The sequence below is a fragment of the Terrabacter sp. C0L_2 genome (genome assembly GCF_036352015.1).
Classification (GTDB): domain Bacteria; phylum Actinomycetota; class Actinomycetes; order Actinomycetales; family Dermatophilaceae; genus Terrabacter; species Terrabacter tumescens.
On the sequence record NZ_CP143557.1, the window covers coordinates 2,767,098 to 2,782,172 of the forward strand.

Below are 15,075 nucleotides of genomic sequence, written 5' to 3' on the forward strand. Positions count from 1 at the left end.
GTCCGTGTCACGAAGTCGGGGTGGGTCTCGGGGAACTGCAGTGCTCGGAGCGGTCGCGGTCGTCGCGGCTGCCGCGTTGGCGACGGCGGTGGCGTCCAGCGACGCCTCGGCGGCCGGTGCCACGTCCACCTATCTGGTGGTCTACAAGGACAAGACGTCGACGAGCGGTGCCGGCAGGGCGGTGTCGGCGGCCGGTGGGCAGCTCGTCGCGACGTATGCGCCCATCAGTGTCGTCGTCGCCCGTTCGTCGAGCCCCGACTTCGCGGTCAGGATGCGCGCCGTCAAGGGCGTCGAGGGCGCCGTCGCCACGACGAGGTTCGCCAGTGCCATCGACGGCGGAGCCGTCGGGGCGGATGCGTCGGCGACGGGGGACACGACGACGGATGCACCGTCCGTGCCGGCCAACGGCGTCGCAGGACTGAATGACTCGCTGTCGGGCCTGCAGTGGGACATGACCCAGATCAAGGTGGGCGAGGCGCACGCGGTGAGCACCGGCTCACCGTCGGTCCTCGTCGGTGACATCGACACCGGTCTCGACTACACCCACCCCGATCTCGCGCCGAACGTCGATGCGGCCGCGAGCGTCAACTGCGTCAGCGGTGTCCCGGTGGCCGGGGTGGTGGCCGCCATGGACGACAACGGCCACGGCACCCACACGGCCGGCACGATCGCGGCCGCGGCGAATGGCATCGGCATCGTCGGGGTGGCGCCGAGCGTCAAGATCGCCGGCATCAAGGCCGGCAACGCCGACGGCTTCTTCTTCCCCGAGGCGGTCGTCTGCTCGTTCATGTGGGCCGCCGAGCACGGCGTCGACGTGACCAACAACAGCTACTTCGCCGACCCGTGGCTCTTCAACTGCCGCAACGACGCCGAGCAGCGGGCGATCTGGACCGCCGAGCGGCGCGCCATCAAGTACGCCCAGTCCAAGGGCGTGCTGGTCGTGGCCGCCGAGGGCAACCAGGCGGATGACCTCTCGCACCCGACGTTCGACGCGACGAGCCCGGACAACACGACGCCCGTCCTGCGCGCCATCTCCAACGCGTGCGCCGTCGTCCCGACCGAGGTGCCGGGCGTCGTCGGCGTCAGCGCGACGGGCAACAAGCAGATGAAGTCGTTCTACTCCTCCTACGGCATCTCCGAGGTCGACGTCGCAGCTCCTGGAGGCGACTCGATCCTCCAGCAGACCGCGGCCGCACCCAACGGCCGGGTCCTGTCGACCTGGCCCGCCTCCCTGCTGGCCTCCACGTGCCTCCCGGCGCGCCGCGTCATCGATGCGAGCGGAGCCGCGTACTGCTACCAGCAGGGCACGTCGATGGCCTCGCCGCACGCAGCGGGCGTCGCGGCCCTCATCGCCAGCGTCACCGGCAAGACCGGCGGCGCCCTTTCCGCCGCCCTGCAGGACGCGGTCAACCCGATCCCGTGCCCGACCGACGTCTCGGCCTACGCGTTCTTCCCGGCCCTCGACGGCGGAGCGCCGCAGACCTGCGAGGGCACCCTCACCCAGAACAGCTGGTTCGGGGCGGGGGAGATCGACGCCCTCAAGGCGGTCGGCTGAGCACACCGCGTGTGCCGCCGGGACGGGGCACCCGACCCGGCCCGGCGGCATACCCCGCCGTCCCCGTCCTGCCTGTCTGAGTGGTCACAAAGGCCCCGGGCACGTGGCCGTCGGCGGCAGGATGGAGGTGGCCGGAGCGAGTGGCCCGGTCCCGGGACCCAGGGAAGGGGTGCACGATGAACGGCCAGGTACGGACCACGTACGGCATCGTCGTCGGCTACGACGGTTCGGCAGCATCACAGCTCGCGCTCGAGTGGGCCGCAGAGACGGCTCGCCAGCAGGGCAAGCACCTGACCCTGGTGCACAGCGTCAACCTGGCCAGCGTCCCCGCCTTCCCGGCCATGGACCTCTCGCAGATGGAGCCCACGCTCGAGCACGCCGCAAAGGCGCTCGTCGACGAGGGCGCCGAGCGGGCCGGCGCGACCCTCGACGCGTCGCAGATCGAGACGCAGTACTGGCTGGGGAGCCCGGCCGCGCAGCTCATCGACGCCTCCCGTGAGGCCGAGCTCGTCGTCGTCGGCAGCCGTGGCCGCGGGCGCCTGCTGGCCGGTCTGCTCGGATCGACGTCGTATGCGGTCACCGCCCACTCGCAGTGCCCCGTGGTCGTCGTGCGCGGCCCTGAGGGCAAGACGCCCGACGACGTCCCGATGCCGGCCCGGCCGGGTCGCGGTCACGACGTCGTCGTCGGGATCGACGACTCGGACGCCGCGGTGCGGGCTGTCAACGCCGCCGTCGAGGTCGCCGAGCGCGAGGGCGCAGTGCTGCACATCGTCCGCGTCGCGCACTCGCCGTCAATGGAGGCCTGGACGTACGCCGAGACCGCCAAGGGGGGCACGGAGGAGACCCACGCGATCCGCGACCACGCCGAGGAGTCCGTGACGCGGGCGGCCAACCGGGTCAGGGCGCTGCACCCGAAGGTCATCGTGACGACCGAGGTGCTCTACGGCGATCCCGGGCAGTCGCTCGCCGACCTCGGCGCGACGGCGGGTCTGATCGTCGTCGGGTCGCGTGGGCACGGCGGCTTCACCGGCATGCTGCTGGGGTCGGTCAGCCACCGCGTCATCCACGACGCGACCTGCCCGGTCATGGTCGTGCGCTGACGAGATCCGTTCGGGCCCAGGCGCTTTCAGTCAACGCGCTCAGGTCCGCGTGTCGACGGCGGGCGCTCAGCCGAGCGCCTCCGCGAAGCGACCGAGCGCGGCGTCCCAGCGGGACTTGTCGCCGGCGCCGTCCTCGGCGATGCCCTCACCCTCGTGGTACAGGTCGACGCGCGTGCCGTCGCCGTCCGGCTTGAGCTGGAGGTCGACGATGCTGAGCGGCCCGTCCTCGTCGCGGTGCCACGACACGCGAACCTGCTCCATCGGGTGGTAGCTGCGCACGACCCCGTGCGGCCCGTCGGTGCTGTGCCACGACTCGCCCTTGTTGCCGAGCGTGACGCCGGGGCCTAGGAGGGCCTCCGTGCCGCGGGCACTGATGAGGTGCTGCCACACCTGCTCGACCGGGGCACCCACGGTCAGGCTCGAGTGCACGCCGGCGGGAGACCCCTCGAGTTCGGCGTCCGCCTCCGCGGAGTTCTCGGGGATCGACTGCGTTGAACTGCTCATGGGCACCTCCGGGTCGCTCGGACCGGCCCCTGATGGGCCGGACCCACCACAGACAGTCGACCAAAGACTGGGCCGGATGACAATGGCTCGGCGGGACCCACTTCGGCCCTAGTCTCGAGGAGACGATCGACCGCTCGGCATCACTGCTCGGACTCGAGGCGAGTGCGCGTTTCTACCCACCGGAGGTGCGAAGGCGCTGCCGGCGGGTCCGTCCTGCGTGCGGTCCTCGCGTCCGCCTTCGGGCGTCCGGCTCCGGGCGTCAGCCGGTGAAGCCGGCCCGGCGCAGCGCGTCGGCCATGGCGCTGTTGGCCGGTGCCTCGTCCCGACGGGGCCGGTTGCCCTGCCCCGACGAGCCCTGGTTGCCACGCTGCTGACCGCCCCGCGACTGACCGCCACGTGACTGACCCTCACGGCCACCACGCGCCTGCCCGGGTGCGCCCTGGCCGCGCTCCTTGGGGCCGCCGGGCGTCACCTCGTCGTCGAGGCGGAGGGTGAGCGAGATGCGCTTGCGCGGGACGTCGACGTCGAGGACCTTTACCATGACGACGTCACCGGGCTTGACGACCTCGCGCGGGTCGCGGACGAAGTTCGTCGACAGGGCGGAGACGTGCGCAAGGCCGTCCTGGTGCACACCGATGTCGATGAAGGCCCCAAAGGCTGCGACGTTGGTGACGACGCCCTCGAGCGTCATCCCCGGCTTGAGGTGCTTGATCTCCTCGACGCCCTCCTTGAAGGTCGCCGTCTTGAACGTCGGTCGCGGGTCGCGCCCCGGCTTGTCGAGCTCGCTGATGATGTCGGTGACGGTCGGCAGGCCGAAGGTCTCGTCGACGTAGTCGGCGGGCCGGATCGACTGCAGCGCAGTGGTGTTGCCGATGAGGGTCGTCAGCTTCTGCCCGGTCGACTCGAGCATGCGGCGCACGACCGGGTAGGCCTCCGGGTGCACGGCGGACGCGTCGAGCGGGTCGTCACCGCCCGGGATGCGGAGGAAGCCGGCGGCCTGCTCGAAAGCCTTGGGCCCGAGGCGCGGCACGTCCTTGAGGGCCTTGCGCGTGCGGAACGGGCCGGCGGCGTCACGGTGGGCGACGATGCTGTCGGCGAGCCCGGGGGTGATTCCCGAGACGCGCGTCAGCAGGGGAGCCGAGGCCGTGTTGACGTCGACGCCGACGGCGTTGACGCAGTCCTCGACGACTGCGTCGAGGGAGCGGGAGAGCGCGGTCTGGCTGATGTCGTGCTGGTACTGCCCGACGCCGATCGACTTCGGGTCGATCTTGACGAGCTCGGCGAGCGGGTCCTGCAGGCGGCGGGCGATCGAGACGGCGCCGCGCAGCGACACGTCCATGCCCGGGAGCTCCTGCGACGCGAACGCCGACGCGGAGTAGACCGAGGCGCCGGCCTCGGAGACGACGGCCGACGTCAGCTTCAGCTCCGGGTGCGCCTTGATGAGGTCGGCCGCCAGGCGGTCGGTCTCACGTGACGCCGTGCCGTTGCCGATGGCGATGAGATCGACCGCGTGCTCCTTGGCGAGCCGCGCGAGGGTCGCCAGCGAGCGGTCCCACTGGTTCTGCGGGACGTGCGGGTAGATCACCTCGGTGGCGACGACACGGCCGGTGCCGTCGACGACGGCGACCTTGACGCCGGTGCGGAAGCCCGGGTCGAGACCCATCGTGGCGCGCGCTCCCGCGGGGGCGGCGAGCAGCAGGTCGCGCAGGTTGGCGGCGAAGACGCGTACGGCCTCCTCCTCGGCCGCCCGGCGCAGCTGCATCCGTGCGTCGATGCCGAGGTGGACGAGGATCTTCGTGCGCCACGCCCAGCGGACGGTCCCGGCGAGCCACTCGTCGGCCGGCCGGCCGTGGTTCTCGATGCCGAAGCGCCGCGCGATGGCGCGTTCGTATGCCGTGGGGCCGGGCTGCTGCTCGGCCGCGGGGTCGTCGGGGTGGATCTCGACGGAGAGGACGTCCTCCTTCTCGCCGCGGAAGAGCGCGAGAATGCGGTGCGACGGAAGCTTGGAGAGGGGCTCGGAGAAGTCGAAGTAGTCGGAGAACTTCGCGCCCTCCTCCTCCTTGCCCGAGCGCACGCGGGAGCCGACGTGGCCCTGCTTCCAGACGCGGTCGCGCAGGTCGCCGATGAGGTCGGCGTCCTCGGCGAAGCGCTCGACGAGGATGGCCCGCGCGCCCTCGAGCGCGGCGGCGGCGTCGGCAACCTCGCGGTCGGAGTCGACGAATCCCGCTGCAGCAGCAGCGGGCTCGGTGTCGGGGGAGCTGAGCAGCAGCTCGGCGAGCGGCTCGAGTCCTGCCTCGCGGGCGATCTGGGCCTTGGTCCGGCGCTTCGGCTTGAAGGGGAGGTAGATGTCCTCGAGGCGCGCCTTGGTCTCGGCGGCCATGATCTGCCCGCGCAGGGCGTCGTCGAGCTTGCCCTGCTCCCCCACGGATGCGAGCACGGCAGCGCGCCGCTCCTCGAGCTCACGGAGGTAGCCGAGCCGCTCCTCGAGCGTGCGCAGCTGGGCGTCGTCGAGCCCGCCGGTGACCTCCTTGCGGTAGCGCGCCACGAACGGGACGGTCGAGCCACCGTCGAGCAGGCCCACGGCCGCGGTCACCTGTCCGTCGCGGACGCCGAGCTCCTCCGCGATCCGACGCTCGATCGACGGCACCTTCACCTGCACGTTCACTGCGGCTGTTCTCCTGCTGGTCGACGACACACCGAGCCACGCATTCTGCCGTGCACCGGCGGCGAGCCGCGCGCGGGGCACGCGGACCGGCCGGTCAGGACCGGATCGGCCACCTGGGGAGCATGCCCTCGGGCCGGTGCGCCTCGAACCAGGCGAGGGCGGCGAGCACGCCGACGTCGTCGAAGCGGCGACCCGACACCTGGACGCCGATCGTGCGGCCGTCGGCGGTGAAGCCGCAGTTCGTCGTGCCCGCCGGCTGCCCCGACAGGTTGTATGGGGCCGTGAACCCGATGTGGGGCATGGCCGCATCGCCGTCACCCCACGGCATCGGCCACTCGGCCGGGAAGGCCGGCATCGGGGCGACGGGTGAGAGCACGAGGTCGTAGGCGTCGGTCGCTGCGACCGTCGCCTGCTGGATCGCCATGATGCTCGCGTAGTCGCGCAGCACGCCGACGCCGTCGACCGCGCGACCGCCCTCGGCCCAGCGGCGGATGAAGGGCAGCACCCGTTCACGGGCCGCGCCCTCGAGACCCTCGAAGTCGGAGAGTGATCGGACCCGCCAGAACTGGTCGAGGTCCTCGAGCCAGGACTCGCGCATGAACGGCCCGAGAGGCGTCACGACGGCGCCGGCGTCCGCGAAGACGGCGGCAGCCTCCTCGACGGCCGACCGGACCTCGGGCTCGACGGGGATGCCGCAGCCCGCGTCCAGGTGGAGTCCGACGCGCAGGCCCGCTGGCTCGAGAGGACGAGGCGTCGGGGGCAGGACCTCGGGAGGCAGGCTCGTCCAGTCGCGAGCGTCGGGGCGGCTGATGACCGAGAGGAGCAGTGCTGCGTCGCCGGCGCTGCGCGTGATCGGCCCGGCCACGCGCCCGAGGTAGGGCACGTCCAGCGGGACCCGTCCGGCGCTGGGCTTGAGCGTGGTCAGGCCGAGCCACGTCCCCGGGAGGCGGATCGAGCCGCCGATGTCGGTGCCGACGTGGAGCGGTCCGTAGCCGGCCGCGGCAGCAGCGCCGGCGCCGGAGCTGGAGCCGCCGGTCGTCAGGGACTCGTCCCACGGGGAGCGCGTGATCCCGTGCAGGCTGGAGACGCCGGAGCTGAGCATCCCCCAGTCGGGCATCACCGTCGAGCCGAGCACGATCGCTCCCGCCTCCTCGAGGCGCTCGACGACGGGGCTGCTGCGCACCGGCACCGCCGGGGTCACCCCGGCGTTGCCGAGGGGCATCGGGATGCCGGCGCGGCCGAGGTTTTCCTTGACGGTGACCGGGATGCCGTCGAGAGGACCCTGAGGTATGCCGTCTCGCCAGCGGCGCTCGCTGGCCGCCGCCTGCTCGTGGGCGGCGTCGAGATCGTGGACGTGGAAGGCGTTGAGAGTCGGCTCGCGCGAGGCGACGACCTCGGCCACGTCGCGGACGACCTCGACAGGCGAGAGGGAGCCTGCGGCATACGCGAGGAGGAGGTTGGTGGCGGTCCGGGCGGCAGGACGTTCCATGACGACGGCCTCCTCTCGCGTGCCCGAGGTTCCACGGCCCTGGGTAGGCGTCCACGCTAACGCGTGTGGACAACGCGCCCCCACTGTCACCGGTCGCAGCCATCCTCGTGGCATGCGCTTCGACGAGCTGCCCCGGGACTGGGCCCAACGACCGATCACCGACCCCGACGTCTTCGAGGGGGTGGTCGACCTCATCGTGACGGAGCAGTCGCGATCGGACGGGGCCATCTACCTGCTGCTGTGTCACCCCAACCGGCATCTGCTCCAGCCGATCTGCCTGCCCGACGAGCCGCGTCGCATGGATGTCGGCGAGGTGCTCGACGGTGTCCGCCTGCTGCTGACGGAGGTCTCGCGCCACGACGTGCGCGACGTCGTCATGGTCATCGCGCGGCCCGGACGAGTGACGCCCACGCCGCGTGACCGCGATCTGCGGGCAGCGTTCGAGGGAGCCTGTCGCGGTGCTGGATTCACGTTGCACGCCGTGGCGATCGCGGCTCCCGACGACGTGGCGGTGATGCCGGCGGAGGGAGACTGCGCGGCGGCGTGACGCAGGGCGAGGGAGGCCACGGCGTGGGGAAGATGCCGTGGCGTTCCCTCGCTCCTTCGGGGTGGTCGGGGTAGCGTCCAAGCCGTGGTCGCGACCGCGGCGACGTCGTCCTGACCCCTCGGAGGACCGATGGCCCAGCACGCCCCCAGCAGTGGGCAGCCCGTGACGCGCTCGTACCGGCAGGACATCGGCGGCGCCTGGTGGACGGCCCTCGTCGTCGTGACCGTGCTGCTCGGCTTCGTCGGGCGCAGCGACAGCGGGTTCTGGAGCGTCTTCCTGTGGAGCATCGTCGGTTTCGTCGTGGGTTCGCTCGTGGCGATCGCGCTGGCTGGTCGTCTCGTACCGGCGAGGTCCGAGGACGAGGCGTTCGCCGGTCTCGCGAGTGTCGACGGTGCCGGGGGCGCTCGATGAAGTGGCTGCTGATGCTCCTTGCGTTCGTCCTCGGCGCCGCGATCACGTGGTTCCTCACCGTCAAGCGCGTGACACGGACCGTGTCCGCGGGCGACGGCGCGGCCGATGGTGAGGTTGTCGAGCCCGAGCTCACCCCGGTCGTGTCACCGGGCGAGCCTGTCGCCGGAGCCGTCGGCGTCGCCGGTGGCGCGGACCTGACCGCCGCCGCTGGGGCTGGCGTGCTGGCGGCCGAGGCTCCCGAGATCTCTGAGACGTCTGGGGCTGCCGGCTCGGCTGTGGATGACCAGGACGGCGAGGAAGGCGAGGACGACGCGAGCCGCTTCGGCGGGTCGCACACCGAGCCGTCGGAGGTGGCGGGTGCTGCGGAGGAGTGGGACCGGGACGCGCAGGACGAGGACGCCCTCATGCCCGCCTCTGAGGTGGAGGCGTCGGATCGTGATGCAGCGTCCGAGGATGACGTCCCCGACGCGCAGCCGGACCCTGCCGAGGGCTCGGTCGCGGCGGATGTGCCGCCGGTGGTCGACGCCACCCCGAACGGAGACCTGGCCGGAGTCGGCAACCCCGCCGACGTCGCTGAGGTCGACGGGCACGTCGAGGCGCAGCAGTCCGTGGCTGCTGGCCATGCCAGCGACTCGTCCTCTACGGGAGACGTCGCGGGCGTCAGTCAGTCGGCGGCACGACACGAGCAGGGCGAACTGACCTTCGACGACGCGCCCGAGCCGCCCAAGAAGCCCAAGAAGCCCAAGAACGAGCGGGGCGGCACCGCCCATTGAGCGGCGTCGCCACCCGCCGCCTCGTGGGCGTCGGCGTCAGTGGTTGACGAGCACGCCCTTCGCCTCACGCACCGTCACCGTCGTCGACGGGCCCGGCACGGTGACGGTGGAGGGAATCTCGTCCCAGGTCGACCCGTCGACGCTGTAGTCGGCTCCGAACGTCGTGTCGACCCGCACGGGGAACTCTCCCTTGGACCGGTAGACGTGCCTGATGTCGCCGTCGGGGTAGACGCCGCCGGTGGATGTCGTCGGCCCAACGGTCGATCCGTCCCCGAACAGATAGGTGAACCCGACCAGCTTGGGACGGATCTGCACCGCGATTCCCCTAAGCACGGACCGATCGACCTCGCCCGGCGCGAAGCCCGCAGCGGACCAGGTGACCTTGTAGAAGGTGCGCAGGTTCACGAGGGTGGTGTTCCCGGCCGGCTGACTCGAGATCTGGGGCTTTGACCACGGTGTGCGCATGAACTGACCTTTGAGGTCGGCCATGGTGAGTGTCGGTCTCGCTCCAGGCGCGACATCAGATGCGCAAGTTAAGCCCCGAGGGCTCCAGGGTTCGACCTCAACGCCAGCCTTCATCGTCCGCCGCCAGATCCGGAGAAGTGGTCCGAGTTCCTCAGGCGGACAATCCCTGAGGGCATGCGTGCAAGTGACTTGCTCCGACGCAGTGCCTGGCCGGGCGGGCAGGCAATCGTTCAAAGACATGTATTGGTATACAGGGGCTTCCTTTGGTCGAACCTCAACTATCTGTCCGCCGGTGTCGCCCGGAAACTTCTCTAGCGCGAGGACTTGCCCTCGCGTCAGAAGTGTCGCCGCCTGCTCATTGGTCGCGCAGGTCTTGAGTACTGATTTGTCGCATCCAGCTTGGGCTGCAAGGGGCGTCAAAACTCCTATCGTGGCGCAGCCCAGAATGGCCACGACAGCCCTGGCGATCACCTTCATTTGGCGACCTGCAAGCGAGCGATCTGCCAACGACCATCGAATTTCAAGGTAGCCAAAAAGGCTCCCTTGTCTGCGCTGGTGTGATCAACGGTCACACCGTTCATGTCAACGATGGGGACTCGGTGTTGCTCGATCGAAACCAGAACAGACCGAACCTCTTTGTCATACCTGTTCGCCGACGCAGACGTCACTTCGATGGAGAGTCCTTGATGGTGACGGCCCTTATCTCGCAACTCCTTGGCGGAATTGCTCAGTTCTCCGCAGACTGAGCACGAACCGGACGCAAGTCCGTTCAGCGGCGCTGGGTCCCCCTGAACGAATGAACGGTTGACCTGCTCCATGTAGAAGCGCGAGAACGCTTCAGCTCCTGCCTGTGTCTGGGGGCGGGCTGCGGCGGGGATCTTGGCGATGACGGGATCGACGGACGACGTGGGGCTTGGGGCGGCCGAGGTGGTGGTCGTCGTGGGTTGTGCCGCTGAGGTGCTGGCCGAGGAGCTCGCTGGGGGAGCGGTCGTGTCCGCGGGGCCGGGGTCCCCGCCCGTGCACGCGCCCAGCGTCGCGAGCGCGACGGAGGCGGCGGCATACGCAAGTACTGGTCGGTGCGGGCGTGCGGCGGCGGTCATCGGCGTCCCCTGTCGATCGTCGATCATCGTGCGGTTGCATGGTCTGAAGGGCGTTTCGTGCCCTTCGTTCCCCGATGGCAACCTACGGGCATCCTCCAGCACCCGCATCCCGAGCGGGGCCGCTCATCCACAGGCACCCCGGGCACCGAACATTCAGGATCGTGGGTGACAATGGTGGCGATTCGCTGCCGTCAGGGGCCGTTCGACGCTGCGATTCCTGGGGGTCGACGACGACACCCCCATGAGTTTCGAAGCATGGGCGACTGGCAGGTAACCTTCTCGCGGTCCTGCTCGCACCTCCACGCGCGCAGTAGCTATGCGCCCTAGAAGTGGGCGTGCAAGGAGCCTCATGTCTCGCACTGACACCGTCGACGTCAAGCGTTGGCGCGCCAAGTACGCCCTCATCGAGCGGGCTGCGGAGGCGGACAAGGACGCGCAGGCCCTCTTCGCCGAGCTCGACTCCGAGCGGAGCGCCCGCAACGGCGAGCTGCGCGAGATCCTCGCGGACCTCGTGGCCTCCAGCGACCTCGTCGCCTTCAAGGAGGCGATGAACCAGTGGACCCGCAAGGACGGCCCCTACGTCGGGTTCGGTCCCGTGGGCGGCCCGTGGCTCGCGGCGCTCGTGCGCCGGGCCGAGGAGGAGTACGCCGAGGTCGTCGGCCTGCTCAAGCTCGCTCTGCAGACCCCTGCGTCCCCCCAGGACGCCGCCGACAAGCTTCAGGCCATGGAAGCCTTCCTGGCCCGCGGCGGCTCGCGTGGCCAGCGTGCCCCGGGACCGGGCCACACGGCATACGTGCTCTCGCTCTTCTGGTCGACCGACGACGGCGGCGAGTGGCCGCTCATGTGGGAGAACGCCCCGCACATGTTGCAGCGGCTCGGCTGGCTCGAGCGCGGGCTCAGCCACGCCGAGCGCTACGTCGCCTTCGCCGACCTCTGTGCGGCCCTGCGCCCCGAGGACCCGAAGTACGCCGCGCGCATCCTCTGGTACCTCAAGGAGACCGAGGCGTTCGTCGGTATCGCCCCCAAGGCGCTCGACGTGTGCGTCGAGGCCGCCGAGATCGCGGCGGACTTCCGCGCGTCGACGGGCTACGGCGACGCCAGGCGCGAGGAGCGCGCCGCCGACCTCGCCCGCCAGCTGCGCGGCGAGGCCGACCACATCTCCGACAGCCTCATCGAGCGACTCTCAGCCGAGACCGGCCTCTACCTCGAGGCGCCCACGCTCGCGCTGCAGCAGCACGCGGGCGAGGACGCTGCCTACCGCTCCGACCTGTATGCCGCGTGGATCCTCGTCGGCGGCGCCGGCGCCCCGGGCTTCCGCCTGTGGGTCACCGCGGCCGGTGTCGCGTTCGGCCTGCACGGCGGCTGGGAGGGCGAGTCCGACCAGCAGCACCGCGAGGTCGGCACCATCGTCCAGGAGCACCTGCCCCGCGGCCTCAGCTTCCTGCGCGTGCATGAGGACGGCCGCACCGACCGGCTCGAGCCGGTCGGCCGCGAGTACCCCGGGGGCGAGACGTTCGTCGGTCGCTGGTGGAAGGGCGAGGAGGCCGTCGGCCGCGCCGACTTCGCCGACGACATCATCACGACCGCCCGCGCCCTCACGCCGCTGCTGCGGTTCATGACCTCGAGCCAGCGCGGTCCGCTCGACGACCCGAGCCTCGAGCTCGCCGCCATGGTCGACCTCGACACCGAGGTCGAGATCTTCAAGACGGAGCGCCCCTACCCGAGCGAGCGCGACGCGTGGCACCAGGAGCAGCGTCGCGTCTTCGCCGCCTGCCTGTCCCGCGAGGGGCTCGAGGACTTCGACCTGCCGACCTTCAAGCGGATCGTGTCGACGCGCGGCTACGGCGACATCGGCGCCCAGTCCGTGCTCATCAGCAGCATCAACGCCCTCGACGCCGGCGGCATCGACGAGCTGCGCGTCATGGTCCGCGACCTCCTGTGGGGCGAGGGCCGCGACGAGGAGCGGATCAACCGCGTCCTCGGCTCCGACGACGTGCCCGTCCAGGGCTTCGGCGAGAGCGTCGTGCTCAAGCTCTTCGCCATCGCCCACCCGGAGCACTGGCTGCCGCTCTTCGCCCTCAGCGGCGACTCGGGCAAGATCGCCATGCTCGGCCGCCTCGGCGGCCCGGCGCGCTGGACGGACGGCAAGTCCCGTGGCCGCACGCACGTCGAGACCAACGCCCTGCTCAAGCAGACGCTCGACCCGCTGCTCCCGGACGACCCGTGGGGTCAGGCGCAGCTCGCCTACTGGCTCATGCGCCGCTCCGACAAGGCGCTCATGCCCGACCACGACGCGCTCGGCGAGGCCGCCCAGGAGCTGCTCATCGAGGAGGACTTCCTCCGCGAGATCCAAGGCCTGCTCGAGGAGAAGAAGCAGGTCATCTTCTACGGCCCTCCCGGCACCGGCAAGACCTACCTCGCGCAGCGCTTCGCCGCCGCGCTGCAGCCCGACCCGGCCAAGCGCGACATCGTCCAGTTCCACCCGAGCAGCAGCTACGAGGACTTCTTCGAGGGCTTCCGGCCGCAGATCGACCACCAGGGCCAGATGGTCTACGAGCTGCGCAAGGGACCTCTCGCGCTCCTCGCCGAGGCGGCCGAGGCCGACCCGCTGACGCCGCACATCATGATCATCGACGAGATCAACCGCGCGAACCTCCCGCGCGTCTTCGGTGAGCTGCTCTTCCTCCTCGAGTACCGCTCGCACTCGGTCAAGACGAGCTACCGGCCCGACGAGGGCTTCGAGCTGCCGCCGAACCTCTACTTCATCGGCACGATGAACACCGCCGACCGCTCCATCGCGCTCGTCGACGCCGCCCTGCGCCGACGCTTCGACTTCGTGCCGTTCATGCCGCACGACGGCCCCATGGAGGGCCTGCTGCGCCGCTGGCTCGAGGCGCACGACGGCCCGGTCTGGGTCGCCGAGCTCGTCGACCGCGTCAACGAGGACCTGCGCCGCGCCCTCCGGGGACCGCACCTGCAGATCGGGCACAGCTACTTCATGCGCCCGGGCCTCGACGGCGACGAGGCGACGCTGCGCCGCATCTGGGACTACAACGTCTACCCCTTCATCGAGGACCAGCTCTACGGCCGGGAGCACGAGCTGGCCCAGTTCCGTTGGGAGAACGTCAGGGCACGCTACGGCCAGTTCGACCTCACGAGGCCGTGACCGTGGAGCCGACCCTCCGATGACGATCGAGCTCGCCCCGATCCCCGAGCACGGACGTTCGGGGCCCGTCCGCCTCACCCGGGAGACGCGGGCGGCCCTCGTCGCGGCTGCGGGGGAGCGGCTCGTCATCCACGCGACGGCCGACCCCGACGTCGTCACCATCGGTGCGACGAGCTGGGTCGGCGCGCTCGCCGTCCCCGGCCTCGTCGTGCGCGTCATGCCGAAGGTCTCGGTCACCAACTTCTTCGCGATGCTCGGCGCGGGCGTCTCGCCGGACGCCTTCGACCACGAGCACGTCACGTGGAGCGACACCGACGAGCTCATCGACGGCGTCGCCTACTTCGCGATCCGGCTCATCGACTCGGCGACGATGCGTGGCCTCGTGCACGGCTACGTCCCGCGCGAGGAGCGCATGCGCACCATCCGCGGCCGCCTCCTCGTCGAGGAGTTCGCCCGCCGCCCCTGGAGCGCGGCCGAGCCTCAGTGCCGCTTCGACGACTTCACCGCCGACATCGTCGAGAACCAGCTCTTCCGCTGCACACTGCAGGCCATGCTCAGCTGGCCCCAGCTCGCCCCGCACGTGCGCCGCGAGGCGCTCCGGGTCCTCGGGCGCTTCGACGGCGTCTCCGACACTCCGGCGACGAAACACGCTGCGCCACTTCCGATCACGCGCCTCAACGAGCACTACGAGGACGCGATGCGTCTCGGTCGCCTCGTGCTGCAGGCCATGTCGCTGAGCCACGAGGCCGGCGACCAGCAGGCCAACAGCCTCATGGTCGACATGGACGACCTCTTCCAGCGCTGGATCGCCCAGGAGCTCGACCTGCGCCTCGCGCCCGAGATGCGCATCGAGCGCGACGAGGACGTCTGGCTCGACGAGGGGCGCGCGCTCACCATGGCCCCGGACCTCGTCGTGCGCCGCGGCAGCGAGGTGGTCCTCGTCGGGGACGCGAAGTACTCCATGGGCGCCGACGGCTACGTCGCCTCGCGGGACTACCTGGAGCTCGTGGCCTACACGAGCGCCATGGGCCTGCCGACGGGCCTGCTCGTGCACTGCAACAGCGACCGCGCCCCGGAGACCGAGATCGTCATCCGCAACGCCGGCACCCGCATCCTCTGCCGACCCATCCGTCTCGACGGGTCGTATGCCGCCGTGTGCAAGTCGCTCGACTCGCTCGCCGAGCTGGTGCGCGAGCTCGCCGACGCGCCAGGGGAGTTCGAGGTCCCGACCCTCATCCGCGCCCGCCGCTGACGGGAGGGGAGGCGCTCGGGCCACGCGTCCGGCTGCGATGAGCCGCGT

General features: G+C 70.9%; 12 protein-coding genes. 7 read left to right on the forward strand and 5 right to left on the reverse strand.

Annotated features, from left to right (window positions below):
* Positions 1–40: 40 nt before the first annotated feature.
* Together U5C87_RS12710 and U5C87_RS12715 are read left to right on the forward strand one after the other, a co-directional pair.
* Complete coding sequence (locus U5C87_RS12710) at positions 41–1,555, forward strand: S8 family serine peptidase (protein ID WP_330472936.1); 1,515 nt, start codon at positions 41–43, stop codon at positions 1,553–1,555.
* A 176-nt stretch (positions 1,556–1,731) separates the two neighbouring features.
* A complete protein-coding gene (locus U5C87_RS12715; protein ID WP_330472937.1) occupies positions 1,732–2,655 on the forward strand; it encodes a universal stress protein in 924 nt (307 codons plus the stop codon).
* Between the two features lie 66 nt (positions 2,656–2,721).
* Here the strand turns inward: U5C87_RS12715 and U5C87_RS12720 are convergent, their stop codons facing one another.
* The 3 genes from U5C87_RS12720 to U5C87_RS12730 all read right to left on the reverse strand — a co-directional run bounded on the left by U5C87_RS12720 (position 2,722) and on the right by U5C87_RS12730 (position 7,313).
* Complete coding sequence (locus tag U5C87_RS12720; protein ID WP_330472938.1) at positions 2,722–3,159, reverse strand: SRPBCC family protein; 438 nt, start codon at positions 3,157–3,159, stop codon at positions 2,722–2,724.
* Positions 3,160–3,418: 259 nt separating this feature from the next.
* Positions 3,419–5,824, reverse strand: a complete 2,406-nt coding sequence (locus tag U5C87_RS12725) for a Tex family protein (protein ID WP_330472939.1) — start codon at positions 5,822–5,824, stop codon at positions 3,419–3,421.
* Between the two features lie 94 nt (positions 5,825–5,918).
* A complete protein-coding gene (locus tag U5C87_RS12730; protein ID WP_330472940.1) occupies positions 5,919–7,313 on the reverse strand; it encodes an amidase in 1,395 nt (464 codons plus the stop codon).
* A 112-nt stretch (positions 7,314–7,425) separates the two neighbouring features.
* Between U5C87_RS12730 and U5C87_RS12735 the strand changes: the two genes are divergently transcribed.
* The 3 genes from U5C87_RS12735 (at position 7,426) to arfC (ending at position 9,044) form a co-directional block, all read left to right on the forward strand.
* Positions 7,426–7,860 (forward strand): hypothetical protein, encoded by a 435-nt coding sequence (locus U5C87_RS12735; protein WP_330472941.1) that lies wholly within the window; start codon positions 7,426–7,428, stop codon positions 7,858–7,860.
* 129 nt (positions 7,861–7,989) lie between these two features.
* Complete coding sequence (locus U5C87_RS12740) at positions 7,990–8,271, forward strand: hypothetical protein (protein WP_330472942.1); 282 nt, start codon at positions 7,990–7,992, stop codon at positions 8,269–8,271.
* Positions 8,268–9,044 carry a channel accessory protein ArfC gene (arfC, locus tag U5C87_RS12745; RefSeq protein WP_330472943.1) on the forward strand — a complete coding sequence of 259 codons (777 nt, stop codon included), beginning with the start codon at positions 8,268–8,270 and terminating at the stop codon, positions 9,042–9,044. Before U5C87_RS12740 ends, arfC begins: the two co-directional genes overlap by 4 nt.
* Positions 9,045–9,080: 36 nt before the next feature.
* On the opposite strand, the gene U5C87_RS12750 is transcribed toward arfC, so the two are convergent.
* Positions 9,081–9,533 carry a hypothetical protein gene (locus U5C87_RS12750; protein ID WP_330472944.1) on the reverse strand — a complete coding sequence of 151 codons (453 nt, stop codon included), beginning with the start codon at positions 9,531–9,533 and terminating at the stop codon, positions 9,081–9,083.
* 449 nt (positions 9,534–9,982) lie between these two features.
* A complete protein-coding gene (locus U5C87_RS12755) occupies positions 9,983–10,636 on the reverse strand; it encodes a DUF6318 family protein (protein ID WP_330472945.1) in 654 nt (217 codons plus the stop codon).
* A 322-nt stretch (positions 10,637–10,958) separates the two neighbouring features.
* Here U5C87_RS12755 and U5C87_RS12760 point away from each other — a divergent pair, with 322 nt between their 5' ends.
* Both U5C87_RS12760 and U5C87_RS12765 read left to right on the forward strand, forming a co-directional pair.
* The gene (locus tag U5C87_RS12760; protein ID WP_052358653.1) at positions 10,959–13,775 is read left to right on the forward strand and encodes an McrB family protein; all 2,817 of its coding nucleotides are present in this window, start codon (positions 10,959–10,961) and stop codon (positions 13,773–13,775) included.
* Positions 13,776–13,794: 19 nt separating this feature from the next.
* Positions 13,795–15,027 (forward strand): McrC family protein, encoded by a 1,233-nt coding sequence (locus U5C87_RS12765; RefSeq protein WP_030200080.1) that lies wholly within the window; start codon positions 13,795–13,797, stop codon positions 15,025–15,027.
* Positions 15,028–15,075 lie beyond the last annotated feature (48 nt).

Coding starts and splice junctions, on each gene's coding strand:
- arfC (WP_330472943.1), top strand. CDS start 8,268: ATGAAGTGGCTGCTGATGCTCCTTGCGTTCGTCCTCGGCGCCGCGATC.
- U5C87_RS12740 (WP_330472942.1), top strand. CDS start 7,990: ATGGCCCAGCACGCCCCCAGCAGTGGGCAGCCCGTGACGCGCTCGTAC.
- U5C87_RS12760 (WP_052358653.1), top strand. CDS start 10,959: ATGTCTCGCACTGACACCGTCGACGTCAAGCGTTGGCGCGCCAAGTAC.
- U5C87_RS12750 (WP_330472944.1), bottom strand. CDS start 9,533: ATGGCCGACCTCAAAGGTCAGTTCATGCGCACACCGTGGTCAAAGCCC.
- U5C87_RS12755 (WP_330472945.1), bottom strand. CDS start 10,636: ATGATCGACGATCGACAGGGGACGCCGATGACCGCCGCCGCACGCCCG.
- U5C87_RS12730 (WP_330472940.1), bottom strand. CDS start 7,313: ATGGAACGTCCTGCCGCCCGGACCGCCACCAACCTCCTCCTCGCGTAT.
- U5C87_RS12715 (WP_330472937.1), top strand. CDS start 1,732: ATGAACGGCCAGGTACGGACCACGTACGGCATCGTCGTCGGCTACGAC.
- U5C87_RS12735 (WP_330472941.1), top strand. CDS start 7,426: ATGCGCTTCGACGAGCTGCCCCGGGACTGGGCCCAACGACCGATCACC.
- U5C87_RS12765 (WP_030200080.1), top strand. CDS start 13,795: ATGACGATCGAGCTCGCCCCGATCCCCGAGCACGGACGTTCGGGGCCC.
- U5C87_RS12720 (WP_330472938.1), bottom strand. CDS start 3,159: ATGAGCAGTTCAACGCAGTCGATCCCCGAGAACTCCGCGGAGGCGGAC.